Source organism: Promicromonospora sp. NPDC023987, from assembly GCF_040639055.1.
Lineage (GTDB): Bacteria > Actinomycetota > Actinomycetes > Actinomycetales > Cellulomonadaceae > Promicromonospora.
In genome coordinates this window covers 17,862-32,395 of record NZ_JBEZZF010000001.1, presented here as the reverse complement: position 1 = coordinate 32,395, position 14,534 = coordinate 17,862, and the positions used below count along the sequence as shown (strand labels likewise).

Below are 14,534 nucleotides of genomic sequence, written 5' to 3'. Positions count from 1 at the left end.
CGTCCCGACCACGGACTACCCGCCCGAACTGCCACGGACCATCAACGACTACGCGCTCCACGGGACCGTCCGAGGACAGCCCGTGGGATACGGAACTCGAACTCGCACTGATCACTACCGAGGTAGCACCATGAACGTCACCCGCAACCCCGTTCCCCACCTTCAGCCCCCGAGCGACCGTGCCGGGCACCGCACCGCTGGTCCCGCGCACGAGCGGAACATCTCGCTCGTCGATGGTGCGCTCGGTGAAGCGCTCTTGAACGTCGAGCTGGCCCTGACCAGCTTCGGTTCGTGGGACGAGGTGACGCACGCGTACGACCCGCGGTCGGTGACGGCACGCGAGCTGCGCGGCGATGGCGCACTTCCTGAGGGGTTGTTCTACGGTGCGCCAGCAGCGGCATTCGTATTCGATGCTGCCGATGTGGACGGCACGGCCCGGTACGCGAACGTGCTGGTGGACCTGGACAAGGTCGTCAAGACTCTCACCGCGGCGCACCTGACCGCGATCAAAGAGCGCAAGGCCGCAGGCCTCGCACCCCTGATCGACGAGGTCAACCTCTTCAACGGTCTCATCGGTCTCGGTGTGCTGTTGCTGCGCCGCGCGCCACACAGTCGAACCCTTAGCAGGGTGGTGGACCATGTCGTCGACTTGACGCGGGACCTGTCTCTGGACGGGGTGCGGGTGCCGGGGTGGTGGGCCGATCCGCGCCTGTTCGCCCCGCACGAAGGGTACGCGGAACTTGGGATGGAGCAGGGCGCTGCAGGATTGCTGGCGTTCCTGGCCAGCGCGATACGGGCAGGCCATGGCGACCAGGTCCCGAAGGCGGCCTTCGACAGCCTGGTCGGATGGCTGGACGCCTGGAAGCAGGACGGTCCTGACGGGCCGTGGTGGCCATACCGGCTCTCCCTGGACGAGCTACGCACTGGCCGCAGCATTCAGGCCACACCTTCGGCACCGACATGGGTCGGGACAGTAGGGATCGCCCGTGCGTTGCAGATGGCGGGCATTGTCACAGGGGAGCCTGCCTGGCGAGAGACCGCCGAGCAGGCGATGGCATCGGCCCTGAGCCCCCAGTCGCTGGGCCGGCTGACCGACCCAGGGCTGGTCACTGGGACAGCGGGGGTCTACCAGACGGCGTTCCGGGCCGTGCAGGACGCAGCATCCCCGCTGCTGAGGCAACGCCTGACCGTCGCGGCCGAAGCTCTGGCCCGCACCGGCCGCGGCTGGGCCGAGGACACCGCGCTGTTGACAGGGCGGTCCGGGACCCGGCTGGCCAACCAAACCCTTCTACGCCGCTGGGAGCCAGTCTGCGGCTGGGACCGGTGCCTGGGCATTGCATGGGCCGACTCATGAACCAGCCCAGCACCGCAATCACCCCTGCACGCCCCGGGCCCCGCGCGGGACGTGCCCGCATGCCCGGTTCACCGGGGCCGCGCCGCGCCGCAGCAACCAGCCTGCGGGTCGAGATCGAGTTCTCGAAGGTCGACGCGATCACGAGCCTGGGCGCACACGCCGTCGGGCCGCACCTGGACGAGGCTTGCGCTGCGACCCGGGGGACATGGTGGTTCCTGCGAGACGCGAGCGGATGGCATGTGCACCTGGACGGCGTCGATCGGGCGCGCATCGCCCTGGCACTGAACAGGCTCGTCCAGCGCGGCATCCTGCAGGACTGGACCACGGACCTCAGGTGCGCGCCTAGCCCTGTTGGCCCGACGACGGGATCAGTTATCGGGGGTCTGTCCTGCGATCGGCTGGCACCTGGCGCCGCGACAGATCTGCACCGCGCGGACTCGCGTGGCACGCTGGCCTACCTGCGTGAACTAGGCCTACCAGAGACCCATCGATCGCCGCTGCGCACCGCGCACGTCCTCGGGATCCTGGCCCGCACAGTCTGCACTGAGGCCGGGTTCGACGCTGGGATGTCCTCGGATGTCCTGGATTCCCTGGCGCGCCGCAACGCGGGTGGGCTGAACGAATCGGCCCGGGTCCGTGCACATGGCCTGACCGACCTCCTGACCCTGCTGTGGCAGGCACCTGCCTCTCACACTCTTGGCGGGGCGATCACCCCGTGGGCTACGGACCTGCTCGTGATCGCCCGAAGCCTTGGCTCGGCTGCACAGCTGAGCGGCCTACCGCACGCCGAAGGCGTCGCGCACCTGCGCGCCCAGCTGCAGTTCGCGCTCGCGGCCCAGTGGGACCGGTTGGGGCTGACCAGGACAGACCAGACCATCCTCGCCGTCGCGACCCGCGGCGCACTGAGAAGGCGAGCCTCATGAGCACTACCACGTCAAGAACCACCCAGGAAGAGCAGTCGCCTATCGATACCGCACTGGGTCGGGGCACACCACCCTCGGCCGGGACAGCACGAGTGGAGAAGGGCGAGATCGGGGTCTGCTTCCCGCTGGCGGCCCGGCGTCGCCCGGCATGCCTGCCGCTGCGTGCCCGGCTGGACCGGGTCACGATTGCTGCGCGAGCGGCGCTTTCCGAGACCGACGAGCCACGCGTGGTCCAGGAGGCCGGCAAGGTGCTGACCGGTGCCGCGCTGATCGCCCGAGACTGCCACCAGCTGGACCGTGCCCGACAGATCATCACCCGGCACATCGAGCTCTACACCGGGCTCACACGCCCACTAACGGCCTTGGAAGCAGGGCAGGTCGTCGGGGCGGCGACCAGTCTCGCGCGCACCGCGCTGCAGGCCGACCCAGGCCCGGACCGTGGTCTAGCGTTGCTGGTCCGGATCTTGGAGGCCACCTACCGCAGAGCAACGATCGAGCTCGACTCGGTAACTCAGGCCGAACGAGGAATCCAGCCGCTGATTCTCCCGCTGGGTGACGTCAACAGCACCCCGGAGGAGCACCGCCGGCTCGTCGCGCTGGCACAGGCCCAGCTCCTCGTCGGCGGAACTACGGCTCTCGCGCATGTCGGTCGTTGGGCTGAGGCTGCCGACCTTGCCCGCACCTACGGCGGGACGGGCAAACGTCTGCTGGAAGGCCGACAGGTCCAGGCCATCTCGCGCCTGCTGACCCGGGACGGCAACGTCGCCCGGGACCTCATAGCCCAGTCGGACAGGCCCTCGGACATCGACGACGACCTGGCTGCCTGCCTGACGGCGCTGTGCGCGCCGACCGCGAAGAGGTACGACGCTGCCAGCGTGATGGTCGACCGGTACCGGGCCAGCAGGAGCCCGGGCGATGGGTACGCGTACTTCCGGGCACGGTATGGCGCTGCTGTCGCCGTCATCGCCCGTGCACACCGGCACCCCGCCGCCGCAGGTGTCGCGGTCCAGGTAGGCAGGGAGGCCTTGGGCTCGGGTGACGGGTACGCGGCCGAGGAAGTCCTGCGGCACGTCGCGATCAGGGCGACGATCTCCGATCAGCACCGCGCCCGCCTTGAACAAATTGTCGAGGTGGCGGGGCTGACCGGGAAGGGTCTGACCGGCCGTCTACTCAATCAGCTCGAGGACGCTGTCGAGCTCGCCGCCTACGCCGTCAGGCACGACCCATGACCGGCCCGGCGATTCGCACCGGAGCCGGCGACGAGACACGCCGCGAGGGAGTCGACCCGCTGCGGGTGGGCAAGGCCCGGCTGTCCGAGGTAGGGATCCATCTGCGCCGTTTGGCCGCGATCACGGGGATCTCGGCGAACTGCGTCGTGCAGTTTGGCGCGAGCGCCCTCCCTCTGCGAAGTGTCGATGGAAGCCCGATCCGTGTCATCGACGCACACCTGCGCATTCCTGTGTGGGGCGATGCCGCGTTTTTCGCCGCGGTCCTGCGCCTGTCCGCCCTTCCTTGTCGCGGCGCAGGGGGCGACTGGCGCTGGCGCGGATGGCTGGCTGGCGACGTCACCCACGACATCCTGTTGTCGATCACGGTGTCCAGCGGCACCGGCATGGAGACCGGGCAGGGTCTTGCAGCAGGTGATGCATGAGGAACGAAAAGCTGCGTGTGCGGCGAGAGGCAATGCGCTCACCCTCGGTTCCAGGCCGGCCGATGTCGCGATCGGAGCTGGCCGTTCTCGTCAACGAGTACATCCGTGCGCGGACTGGGCGCCTTGGCGGGTTACGGACCAAAGACATTGGACGCTACGAACGGGGCGAAGTGTTATGGCCGAGTGTTCGCTACAGGGAGGCATTCCGGAGCGTCCTACGCGCGGCCTCTGACGCGGAACTCGGCTTCGTGCGCACGCCACGCGGAAACACCCCGAGGACCAGTGCACCCACGGCCGGGCAAGGCAAGGGAGAGGTTCAAGCCAGGGCAGCCGTTCAACGACTTGTCGGCCAGCTGGCGGTGCACGCACTGATCCGGTCAGGCGGTCAGCTGGCAGTGGTCCGCCGAGACGCGGACGCGTCGTGGACGTTGCCCGGCGGCCTGGTCAGACCCGAGATGCCCGTGCAGAGCAGCCTTGTCGACTACATAGCTGAACAGGCCGGCCTGACTGCCAGGATCACCGGCTTCGCCGGCGGTGTCGAACAACATCAGAGGACAGGCGACGACGCCCAGTACGCAGTGGACCTGGTTTTCGAGGCACAAGTGTTGTCCGCCCGAGAGCACGACCGTGACGCGGAGCCCGACGTTCATTGGCTCGAGGTTGATCATTTGGTCCATCACGACGTGCAGCCGGTCGCACTGCGTGACGCCCTGATGGAGGGCATTGACGGCCCGTTCTGGCGCGTCTGGACAAGATGAGGGGGCAGCCGCACCGCGCGGCTGCCCCTCATGCGTCTGGTTGAGGGCTTGCCGTAGCTACTGCTCGACGGTGAAGCCTTGCTCGGTGCCGTATCGGGCGATGTCGTCCTGCCACGCTGCGAGTCCGTCGGTGAGGGTGGTGGTGCCGGTGTAGGCCTGGCCGACAGTGTCGGGGTAGATGCTGTTGGCGTGGACCTGGTAGGGCAGGTACTGGAAGCCGGGGATGACGTGGGTGGCGGAGTTGGCAAGGACCCGGTTGATCTGCTGCCCACCGAAATACTCCGGCTCCTGCGCCAGGAAGCCAGGGTCGGTCAGGTCGCGCATCGTGGCGGGGAACGCACCGGCGTCCAGTCGGGTGGCGACGCCGTCACCGATGTTCGCGTACTTCAAGAACGCGTATGCGAGCTCCTGGTTTCGGCTGGCTTGCGTAACCGCGAGAGAGGACCCACCGAGCTCAGCGGTCTGGTTGGCTCCCTCGGTCCATTGCGGCATCCGGGCCACCCGCCAGTCCCCGGACGCCGCGCCGGCGCCGGTGCTGAGGTTGGCGGGCATCCAAGCCCCGGTCACCAGTGCGGCGATCGACCCGTCGGACAGCCCCTGGAACCACTCGTCAGACCAGTCCGAGATATCCGCGACCAGGCCTTGGTCGATGAGCTGCTGCCACATGCTCGCGAACCGGAGCGTGCCTTCATCGGCCAGATTCACGGTCACGGTGGTGCCGTCGACGGTGAAGGGGTGGCCGCCGGCCTGCCAGATCATCGACGTGGTGAAGGTGCTGATGCCGTTGTCCGCGGTGATGTAGGTGTCCGGGTCATAGTCCTGGAGGGCCTCGGCGGCGTCAGCGAACTCGTCCCACGTGGTCGGCACGGCCACCCCGGCCTCGGTGAAGACCTGCTCGTTGTAGAACAGGGCCATGGGTCCAGAGTCCATCGGCAACGCAAACACCGCGTCGGTGCCGCCGGTGACGGCATCCCAGGTACCCGGGGAGAACGTGCGGCCGAGGTCGCTGGCGCCGTAGGGGGTCAGGTCGGCCAGGGAGTCGGCGATCGTGAACTGGGGCAGGGCGTGGTACTCGACCTGGGCGATGTCGGGGACGCCGGAGCCGGCGCTGATCGCGTTCTGCAGCGCGACGTAGTGGTCGTTGCCCGTGCCGACATTCGCGAGCTCGACGTCGACGTTGGGGTACTCGGCCTCGAAGTCCTCGACCACCTGTGCCAGGGTCGGTTCCCAAGCCCAGACCAGCAGCTCACCGCCCTCGGCCAGCACGTCAGCCTGCGCATCGGTCCCAACGGACGAGTCCACGTTTCCAGCGCTGCGGGGCCCGGTGGTGCATGCGTTCAGGGCCAGGAGCGCACCGAGTGCGGCGGCTATGGCGATCATCCGTCGGTGCCGGCGTGGTCGGTGGGTTGATGTGGAGCGGGGCATGGAGCGGTTCCTCTCGACGGGTGGGGTGTTTGCAGGCTGGGCACGCATCGGGCGGAGCCGAGCTGGCAGCGGGGTGCGGTCATGGCGGTGCACCGGGTGTGCGTCAGGCGCCGACGAGATCCCACTCGGCTGACGCGGTCTGACGGGCGGGAGTGGTCAGGTGGCCCGGCAGGTAGGTCACCGGGAGCGTCGCCGCGGAGCGGGCCCACAACCCGGGGACGAAGGGCAGGTTCTCGACGGGGGTGTCGAGCTTGAGGCCGTGCAGGCCGCGCATTGCTTCCTCGACGGCGGTCTTGGTGATCAGGCGCGAGACACGTGTGGCGGGGCAGCGGTGCACGCCGGCGCCGAAGGCGAGAGTGGCGCGGCTGGTGGACGCGTCCCAGAGGCTGGCGCCTTCGTGCATGGTCTTGGTGGCGTGCGCAACCGCGCAGACGATCGCTTCGCCCTGGTGCACGACGCGGCCACTGAGCTCGGTGTCGGCGGTGATGAACCGGGCGGGGGTGTGCCAGGTCGGGGACTGGTGGACCAGGACGTGGTCCAGGGCCTCATCGATACCGAGGCGACCGTGGCGGGTGCGGGTAGCGAAGTCGTGGTCGGACATCAGATGCAGGAGCGTCATGGTGGTCCAGGCCACGGACATCTCGTGCCCCGCGGACTGGATCATCTGTGCGGTATCGAGCAGCTCAAGGTCATCCAGAGCCAGCGGATGGTGCACGATCGTCGAGAGCAGGTCGTCACCCGGATCCTGGCGCCGGATCGCGATCAACTCCGTCAGCAACGCGTTCAGACCGACGAACGCCGGCCCAGCGGCGGGAGTGTTGGAGAAGATGTCGGTGGCGAACTGACGGACCCGGTCGGCCAGGCGGGACGGCAGCCCGTACATCGCGGCCACGGCCAGCGCCGGGACGGCTGCGGTGTAGGAGGCGACCAGGTCGGCACTACCCAGGGGCGCGATCTGGGCCAGCAGCGTGCGGCACTGGGTGCGGACGGCTCGGACGAGCTTTGTCTCGTCGATGCTCGCGAATCCGTCGTCGACCACCTGCCGCAGGCGGGCACGAGGCTTGCCGTCGGTGTAGAACGCGTTGGCGCGTGGGCTGAAGAAGGCGTGCAGGCCGGTGCCGGGTGCGACACGCCCGTCCTGGAACGGGGCCCAGTGCTCGACGTCGCGGCTAAACGCGGTCTCGTTCTTCAGCACGCCCATGCCAGCTGTGTAGTCGAGCACGAGCCAGGCCAGCACCCCGTCGGACAGCTCGACCGGGACCACCGGCCCCCACTGCGCCCGCCACGTGCGATACACGGCCGCAGGGTCGGGCGCCATGGTCGCCGCGGCCAGCATCGGCAGCCCCGGCACAGGGTTGGCGGCCAGGACATCCAGACGGACATCAGAAATGCCGTACAACGTATTTCTCCTCGAAGGGGACGGGTTCAGGGCGCACGAAGCCCAGGCGCGACGAAACGTGGACGTGCCCGCCCGAGGGTCATCGGTGGGCGGCGCTCGTGAAACGGTGCAGCCGGGGCCGCCATGGATGGCGGCCCCGGCAGGGTCGGTCAGGCGGTCGGGGTGCCCAGGCGGACGGGCAAGCGGGCGTGCCCGTTGGTGATGAACCCGGGGTTCGCTGGGATCGTCGTGGGGTCCTCGGCCAGGGACAGGTCCGGGTACCGCTCGAACAGCGCCGGGAGCGCGGTCTTGGCCTCCAGGACAGCGAGGGGTGCGCCGAGGCAGTAGTGGGTGCCGTGCCCGAACCCGAGGTGGTCACGAGAGTCTCGGGTCGGGTCGAATACGTCGGGCTGGGAGTACTTGGCCGGGTCGCGTCCAGTGCCGGCGTAGGAGACCAGGATCGCGTCGCCCGCCTTGATGTGGGCACCGCCGAGCTCGAAGTCCTGGACGGCGAACCGCAGTGGGAGGTTCCCGGCCACGCCGGCCCATCGCAAGGTCTCGTCGATCACCGCGTCCCACGAGACCTTCCCCGCCAGCACGGCCGTCCGGTGCTCGGGGTGGGTCAGCAGCGCGAACGTCGCCTGGTCGATGAGGTTGCCGGTGGTCTCGTACCCGGCCACGATCGTCAGCCGCATCGTCTCCAGCAACGCCTCACGGGTGTAGGCGTCCTTCTCGCCCAGGGACCTGACCATGTCACTGGTCAGGTCCCTGCGGCTCAGGAGGTCCGGGTCGGCGATCGTGCGGTCGACCATCGTCTCGATCGCGCTCAGCAGGGCCATGAACCGTGCTTCGGCTAGCTTGAGGTCGAGCGCGGTGTCGAACAATGCGTCCGCGCCGAGCAGGAACGTCGGAGCCAGGTCGTCCGGGACACTCAACAGCGCCCCGATCGCCTCGATCGGCACGGGCAGGCAGAACGCGCTCCGCAGATCCACCACCTGCCCAGCTGTGGCCTCGCGCGGCAAGACATCCAGGCGGTCGGTCACGATCTGCTCGATGACCGGTGTCAGCCGCGTGATCCGGCGTCGCGTGAACGCGGGTGCTGCCCACGACTTGAGGTCACGGTGCAGGGGCGGGTCGGCGGTGAACATCCCGGCCTTGACCGCCCACCTCAGCAGCGGCCAGTCGTTGGGGACGAGCCCCGCGAGGTAGTCGGCCCAGTACGCGATGTCCTTGGACACCAGCGGGTCCTTGTTACGGACCTTGAGCAGTTCGACGGCCTCGGCGTACCCGAGGACTACCCATGCGTGTAGCCCGCCGGGCATCTCGACCCGGACTACCGGACCGTCGCCGCGGAGCCGGTCGATCTCGCCGTACACATCTTGCCCGGTCGGGTCCAGAACATGCCGCGCAGGCGCCTCAGAAGTCATAGGCGTAACCGCACCAGCGGCCAGATTTCCTCACAAGGTCCAGGCGCCCCAGTCTGGCTGTTTGGGGCGCCCCAAACAGCCAGACTGGGGCGCCTACGAAGCGCGCGACGCCCAGGCGTGACATCGATGAGCGACAACCCAGGAAATGACGCCGAAATCGGCGCGCTTACTTGGTTCTCCCGGGGCATCGGCGTACCTTGAACTGCGCACTCGAACAAGGCGACACCGGAGGCGAGACGTCATGTCTGCACCGACTGCTGTGAAGTACGAAATGACTCATGCCGCTGGGTCAGGCCTGTTGCCCGACACGAGCGTGCCCACATACCTCAGTCGCTACCGTAAGTCGCCGAGTGCCCGCGTTGCCCCGCTCCATGGCGGACCGGCCAGAGCAGCTTCGCCGAGGTTCGAGGCCGGCCCAACCACACATGCAGCGCGTTGGATGTGCAAGCGCGGCAATCGCCGCTGGGGTTTCTCCCTGGCTGTTCTGGCCGCTCTTGGTTACGCCGGTGGTGCGTGGTTCTTCTACGAGGTGAACCACATGGTGACCTGGGTTCTCGTCGTGCTATTCGCTTACAACGCTGCGAAGTTCACACTGGTCGCCGGATGGCTTGCGCTAGTCGGGTTTGGCAGCCTGATGCGCGTGGCGCTCAACACTCGTCCGCGCCGAGCCCGTTAGCTCGCCCTCGCTGCTCGAGCAGCGCCGCAACGCCAGCGCGTAATCGATCCCGGTCTTCACGTCTGCGCGTGTCCGGAAAGGGAACCCAGCCACCACGCGGCGCAGGCAAGCGATGATCGCTGAAACGTCCGCCTCTTCCATGTCTGTTGCTGGGCTGACCGCAGGCGCAGCACGGCTCCGACTCCCACTGGCAGACCTTCACTCACCCCTTCATCCACGCCACAGACCTTCGCACCCCGGTCCTCCCGCGTCACCCTCCATCACCCAGCTCTCGCCTCCCACTCCGCCTTGCCCAGCCCCCTCCTCACCTCCGCCCTGGCCCACCCGCTCGCCAGCCCCCTCCTCGCCACCCCTCACACTGATTGCATTCAGGCATGGCTAGAGGAGTGTGGTCGGCTGTGCTCGCCCACCTCTGAAGCGAGGGGGGTGCGTGCTCGTGACGATGTCGATCCGGAAGATCTCGGCTGGAGACGGCTACGCCTACCTCCTGCGCTCTGTCGTCCGTGGGGACGGGGATCGGTCAGCGCCGGATCGGGTAACGCGGTATTACCTGGAGGCAGGAACGCCACCAGGGTTCTGGCTCGGCGCCGGACTGGAGGGGCTGGACCCAGCACTCGCGCTGGCCGATCCGGAGGCTGCGCCGGGTAACGGGGCGCCCGACAGTGCTTGCCTGGCTGAGGGCGACATGGTGACCGAGGATCAGCTCAAGCTGCTGATCGGCGCTGGCCGGCATCCAGTCACAGGTGCGCGGTTGGGCCGGGACTACCGGACTTACAAGCCGGTCGCGCAGCGGATCGAGGATCGGGTCGCGAAACTTGACCGGTGGCTCACTGACGACGAGCGCGCCGTGGCAACGGCGGTGATCGAGTCTGAGGAGCACCGCGCTGGTGATCGGCATGCGGTGGCGGGTTTCGACCTGACGTTCTCGGTGCCGAAGTCGGTGAGCGTGCTGTGGGCGTTGGCGGACGCGAACACGCAGGCGCGGATCGTGGAGGCCCATCACGCCGCGGTTCGCGAGACGTTCGATCTGCTCGAACGCCATGTCGCCGCGACACGGGTCGGCAGGGACGGCATCGCCCAGGCCGACGTCGAGGGCGTGATCGCTGCCGCGTTCGACCACTGGGATTCCCGGGCCAATGACCCCCAACTCCATACCCACGTCGTGGTCTCCAACAAGGTCAAGACGGTCCTCGATGGCATCTGGCGGACCTTGGACGGTCAGCCATTGTTCGCTGCGGCGGTCGCGTTGTCGGCGCACTATGACGCGGTCCTGCGCGACCGCCTCACCGGGACCTTCGGCCTGACCTGGGAGCATCGCCGGCGCGGGGCCGATCGGAACCGACAGTGGGAGATCGACGGCGTCAGCGAGGATCTGATCGCCGAGTTCTCGACCCGGTCCACCCAGATCAACGCCGTTACCGATGTCCTGATCGCCGAGTACATCGCCCGGCATGGACGCCGCCCCTCGAAGACGATGGTCGGCCAGTTGCGGGCACAGGCCACGCTGGCCACCCGTCCGGAGAAGACCCTGCACTCCCTGCACGACCTGACCACCACCTGGCGCCGTCGTGTGGCCTTGCTGCTGCCCGCGCTCGACGGCAGGGACCCGGTCGCCTTCGCCCGCCGCCTGACCACAACCGGCATCGCCCGCACCCATAGCGCGGACCAGGTGCCCGACGACGCGCTGGCCAAGGCCGCCACCAGCACCCTGGCGGCCGTGTCCGACAGCAAGGCGACCTGGACGCACTGGAACCTGTGGGCAGAAGCCTCCCGCCAGACCACCGGCTGGCGCCTCGCCTCGGCTGCCGACCGGGAACAGATCACCACCCGGATCGTCGCCCTGGCCGAGGCCGGGTCTATCCCGCTCACACCAGGCGAGTTCGCACCTACCCCGGACACGCTGCGACGCCCGGATGGCACCACGATGCTGCGACCCAAGCGCCACACCGTCTTCAGCAGCACCGCGGTCTGGGACGCTGAACAGCACCTCCTGGACCTGGCTGACGACACCACCGCACCGACCCTGCACCCCAGCGACGTCGCGTTCACGACCGAACGCCCACGCCGAGGCCGGACCCTCAGCAGCGAGCAGGCGACCGCCATTGGACAGGTCGCGGCCTCCGGCCGGACGGTGGACGTGCTCGTTGGGCCTGCGGGTGCGGGCAAGACCTCCACGATGCGCGCCCTCGTCCAGGCATGGACCCACCAACACGGTGACGGGAGCGTCGTGGGACTGGCGCCGTCGGCTGCCGCCGCGAGCGTCCTCGGACACGACGTCGGACTGCACGCCGAGACCACCGCGAAGTGGCTCCACGACCACACCAGCACCAAGCCCTGGCACCACGCCGAACTGCACCAGGGGCAACTGGTGATCGTGGACGAAGCCACCCTCGCCGGCACCCACACCCTCAACGCCCTCGCCACCGCGGCAAAGCGCGCGGGGGCGAAGCTGCTCCTGGTCGGCGACCCCGCCCAGCTCCAAGCCGTCGACGCCGGCGGAGCGTTCGCGATGCTCGTCCACGCCCGCATCAGTCCGCCCCGCCTGCTCGAGCTGCACCGCTTCACCCACGCATGGGAGAAGACCGCCTCCCTCGCGCTCCGCGACGGGCGCCCCGAGGCCGTACCCGCCTACGACGACCACAGTCGGCTCCACGACGGCACTACCGAGGAGATGGCCGACGCTGCCTACACCGCTTGGCACTACGACCACACCGCAGGCCGAGCAACGGTCCTCGTGGCGGACACGAACGTCATGGTGGCCGAGCTCAACCGGCGCGCCCGCGCCGACCGCATCCTCGCTGGCGGGGTCGACCCCCGCCGCGCCGTAGCCCTGGCGGACGGGACCGAAGCCTCCGAAGGCGACCTCGTCATCACCCGCCGCAACCGCCGCCGCCTGGTGACCGTCCGGGGCGGGTTCGTCCGCAACGGCGACCGCTGGCAGATCACCAACATCCGCCGCGACGGCACGGTCGAAGCACGCCGCGTCCTGCCCGCCCGGCGAGACAGCGGAGCGTCCACGCGACTGGGGTCGAGCGTGACCCTTCCCGCGCAGTACGTGGCCGAGCACCTCGACCTCGGGTACGCCGTCACCGCCCACCGCGCCCAGGGCATCACCGTCGACACCGCCCACGTCCTGATCACCGCCAAGACCGTCCGGGAGAACCTGTACGTCGCCCTGACACGCGGCCGGCACGCCAACCATGCTTACGTCGCCACCGACCTGCCCGACGACGACCACACCCCACCCGCCGAGAACCTCACAGCGCGCGGGATCCTCTACCGGATCCTGGCCCGCCCGGGTGCAGAGCTCTCCGCACATGAGACCCGTCGAGCGGAGCACGAGAAGTGGGCCGGGCGGGACCAGTTGATCGCCGAGTACGAGCACATCGCCGACGTCGCCCAACGGCTACGCTGGACCCGGTTGGTCACCACGACGCTGAGCACGACGGGCAAGCTCACCCCGACCGAAGCCGCCGCGGCAGTCACGACCGACGCGTTCGGCCCACTGTGCAGAGCCCTGCGCCGTGCCGAAGCCCTCGGGCACGACGTCGAGACGGTTCTGCCACGGGTCGCGGCCCAGCGTGGCCTGCTGATCGCCGACGACGCATGCGCCATGCTCGCCGCACGCCTGACCCGAGCGACCAGGAAGCGCGGCGCCGGGGACACGCGCTTCGTTACCGATGACGTCCCCGAAGCGCTCGGCCCGATGCCCCAGGACGAGCGGGCAGCCCTTGAGGAAAGAGCACGTCTGATCGCCGCCCTTGCCGTGCACGATGCAGGTGATGCTGCTCGAGTTCCGAACGCCCTGAACTTGGAGCCGAGTCGCCCGGTGCCGGTGCCGGTGCCGGTACGGTCCGGGCATCGCGGCGCTGCACCGATTCGTCCGTAGCAGACCAGAGGAACTACCACCCTGGTGAGCGTGAGGCCTTCCGCGCCGTCACAGACGGGGCCGCAACTGTCCGGGGCCTGCGCCGGTCGGCCCGGTGAACAGTTGGCGAAGGCTGCCAGCAGCGTCCTGGCGGGCCTGGTTGTCGTGGGGGTCGGCCAGCAGGGCGCCGGCCAGGATCAGTGTTTGCGCCGCCGCCTGCTGGTCCGCGGCCGAGCCGGTCCGAAGTCGGTGAAGCGCAGTAAAGGACAGCGCCGCGGCCTCGTCGACGGCACGGTCCGCACGCAGACACCGTGTCACGATCACGACGAGTGCGAGCGGTGCAAATGGGATCAATAAGAAGGGGAACAACGAGGTGAGCGCGGCATTGACCGTGACGAATCCGGTGTGATGGCCGAGCAGCTTCTCGAGAGGGCGATCACCGGCAGAAGCTTTCGAATTGTCCTGCGCGACCGCCAACAGCACCGACAGCGTCACCGGGATCACGATCGTCACCAGCGTGATCATGACTATGGCCGGGCCTCCGCCTTGGAGAGCAGCCAAGGTAAGGAACACGGACGCGGCCTCTGAACCGGTGCTCTGCGTCCCGGCGTAAAACGTGGCAGCGAGTCCGGCACCGACCGCGAGGACTACGACGAAGACGTCACGCTCCGGGTGACTCATCCAGGCCGCTGCATCACCGATCCACGCGGGAGGTGTGATCGCGAGCGTCTCCAGCAGGCGGGTCAAGCCGTCGAGCGGAGATCTCGGACGAGTCGACGTGAGCACGGCCCACAAGAGCCAGCCGCTGGCGAGGCTGTAGACGAACCCGGCCAGGACCCGGTCCCACGAGACTCCGAACAGCTTCTCGATGTGCGACCCCAGGTCTTTGAGATCCGAGGACATCCCTGACGCCATGTTTCCCCTCACGTCGATGATCAAACCCACCGGCCCCGTGCGAGCTGGCTGGCGTCGCGAACCGTACCGGCAGTCACCGACAGCCCCTGCTAAGCAGAAGGGAGGCGCGAAGAGGTCGGAGGCTGGTGCTGAGGGCTACGGGAGGACTGGGCGTTGGGG

The 14,534-nt window shown here is 68.6% G+C and carries 10 protein-coding genes; 5 read left to right on the top strand and 5 right to left on the bottom strand.

What is annotated here, in order from left to right:
* The first annotated feature begins 130 nt into the window (after nucleotides 1-130).
* The 4 genes from AB0F40_RS00140 to AB0F40_RS00125 are packed head-to-tail and all read left to right on the top strand — an operon-like array spanning nucleotide 131 to nucleotide 3,928.
* Complete coding sequence (locus tag AB0F40_RS00140) at nucleotides 131-1,354, top strand: lanthionine synthetase LanC family protein (RefSeq protein WP_357462272.1); 1,224 nt, start codon at nucleotides 131-133, stop codon at nucleotides 1,352-1,354.
* Nucleotides 1,355-1,413: 59 nt separating this feature from the next.
* A complete protein-coding gene (locus AB0F40_RS00135) occupies nucleotides 1,414-2,277 on the top strand; it encodes a hypothetical protein (RefSeq protein WP_357462270.1) in 864 nt (287 codons plus the stop codon).
* On the top strand, nucleotides 2,274-3,506 hold the full coding sequence (locus tag AB0F40_RS00130) for a hypothetical protein (RefSeq protein ID WP_357462267.1): 1,233 nt from the start codon (nucleotides 2,274-2,276) through the stop codon (nucleotides 3,504-3,506). Before AB0F40_RS00135 ends, AB0F40_RS00130 begins: the two co-directional genes overlap by 4 nt.
* Nucleotides 3,503-3,928 carry a hypothetical protein gene (locus AB0F40_RS00125; protein ID WP_357462265.1) on the top strand — a complete coding sequence of 142 codons (426 nt, stop codon included), beginning with the start codon at nucleotides 3,503-3,505 and terminating at the stop codon, nucleotides 3,926-3,928. The genes AB0F40_RS00130 and AB0F40_RS00125 overlap by 4 nt, the downstream gene beginning before the upstream one ends.
* A 377-nt stretch (nucleotides 3,929-4,305) precedes the next feature.
* Here the strand turns inward: AB0F40_RS00125 and AB0F40_RS00120 are convergent, their stop codons facing one another.
* The 4 genes from AB0F40_RS00120 to AB0F40_RS00105 all read right to left on the bottom strand — a co-directional run bounded on the left by AB0F40_RS00120 (nucleotide 4,306) and on the right by AB0F40_RS00105 (nucleotide 8,916).
* Nucleotides 4,306-4,596 carry a hypothetical protein gene (locus tag AB0F40_RS00120; protein WP_357462262.1) on the bottom strand — a complete coding sequence of 97 codons (291 nt, stop codon included), beginning with the start codon at nucleotides 4,594-4,596 and terminating at the stop codon, nucleotides 4,306-4,308.
* 147 nt (nucleotides 4,597-4,743) lie between these two features.
* Nucleotides 4,744-6,066: an extracellular solute-binding protein gene (locus tag AB0F40_RS00115; protein ID WP_357462259.1), complete on the bottom strand. Its 1,323-nt coding sequence runs from the start codon at nucleotides 6,064-6,066 to the stop codon at nucleotides 4,744-4,746.
* Between the two features lie 148 nt (nucleotides 6,067-6,214).
* Complete coding sequence (locus tag AB0F40_RS00110) at nucleotides 6,215-7,510, bottom strand: hypothetical protein (protein WP_357462257.1); 1,296 nt, start codon at nucleotides 7,508-7,510, stop codon at nucleotides 6,215-6,217.
* A gap of 149 nt (nucleotides 7,511-7,659) precedes the next feature.
* The gene (locus tag AB0F40_RS00105) at nucleotides 7,660-8,916 is read right to left on the bottom strand and encodes a cytochrome P450 (protein ID WP_357462254.1); all 1,257 of its coding nucleotides are present in this window, start codon (nucleotides 8,914-8,916) and stop codon (nucleotides 7,660-7,662) included.
* Nucleotides 8,917-10,034: 1,118 nt separating this feature from the next.
* Between AB0F40_RS00105 and mobF the strand changes: the two genes are divergently transcribed.
* Nucleotides 10,035-13,481: a MobF family relaxase gene (mobF, locus tag AB0F40_RS00100; RefSeq protein WP_357462979.1), complete on the top strand. Its 3,447-nt coding sequence runs from the start codon at nucleotides 10,035-10,037 to the stop codon at nucleotides 13,479-13,481.
* 48 nt (nucleotides 13,482-13,529) lie between these two features.
* Here mobF and AB0F40_RS00095 read toward each other — a convergent pair whose 3' ends face one another.
* On the bottom strand, nucleotides 13,530-14,363 hold the full coding sequence (locus AB0F40_RS00095; RefSeq protein WP_357462251.1) for a hypothetical protein: 834 nt from the start codon (nucleotides 14,361-14,363) through the stop codon (nucleotides 13,530-13,532).
* Nucleotides 14,364-14,534 lie beyond the last annotated feature (171 nt).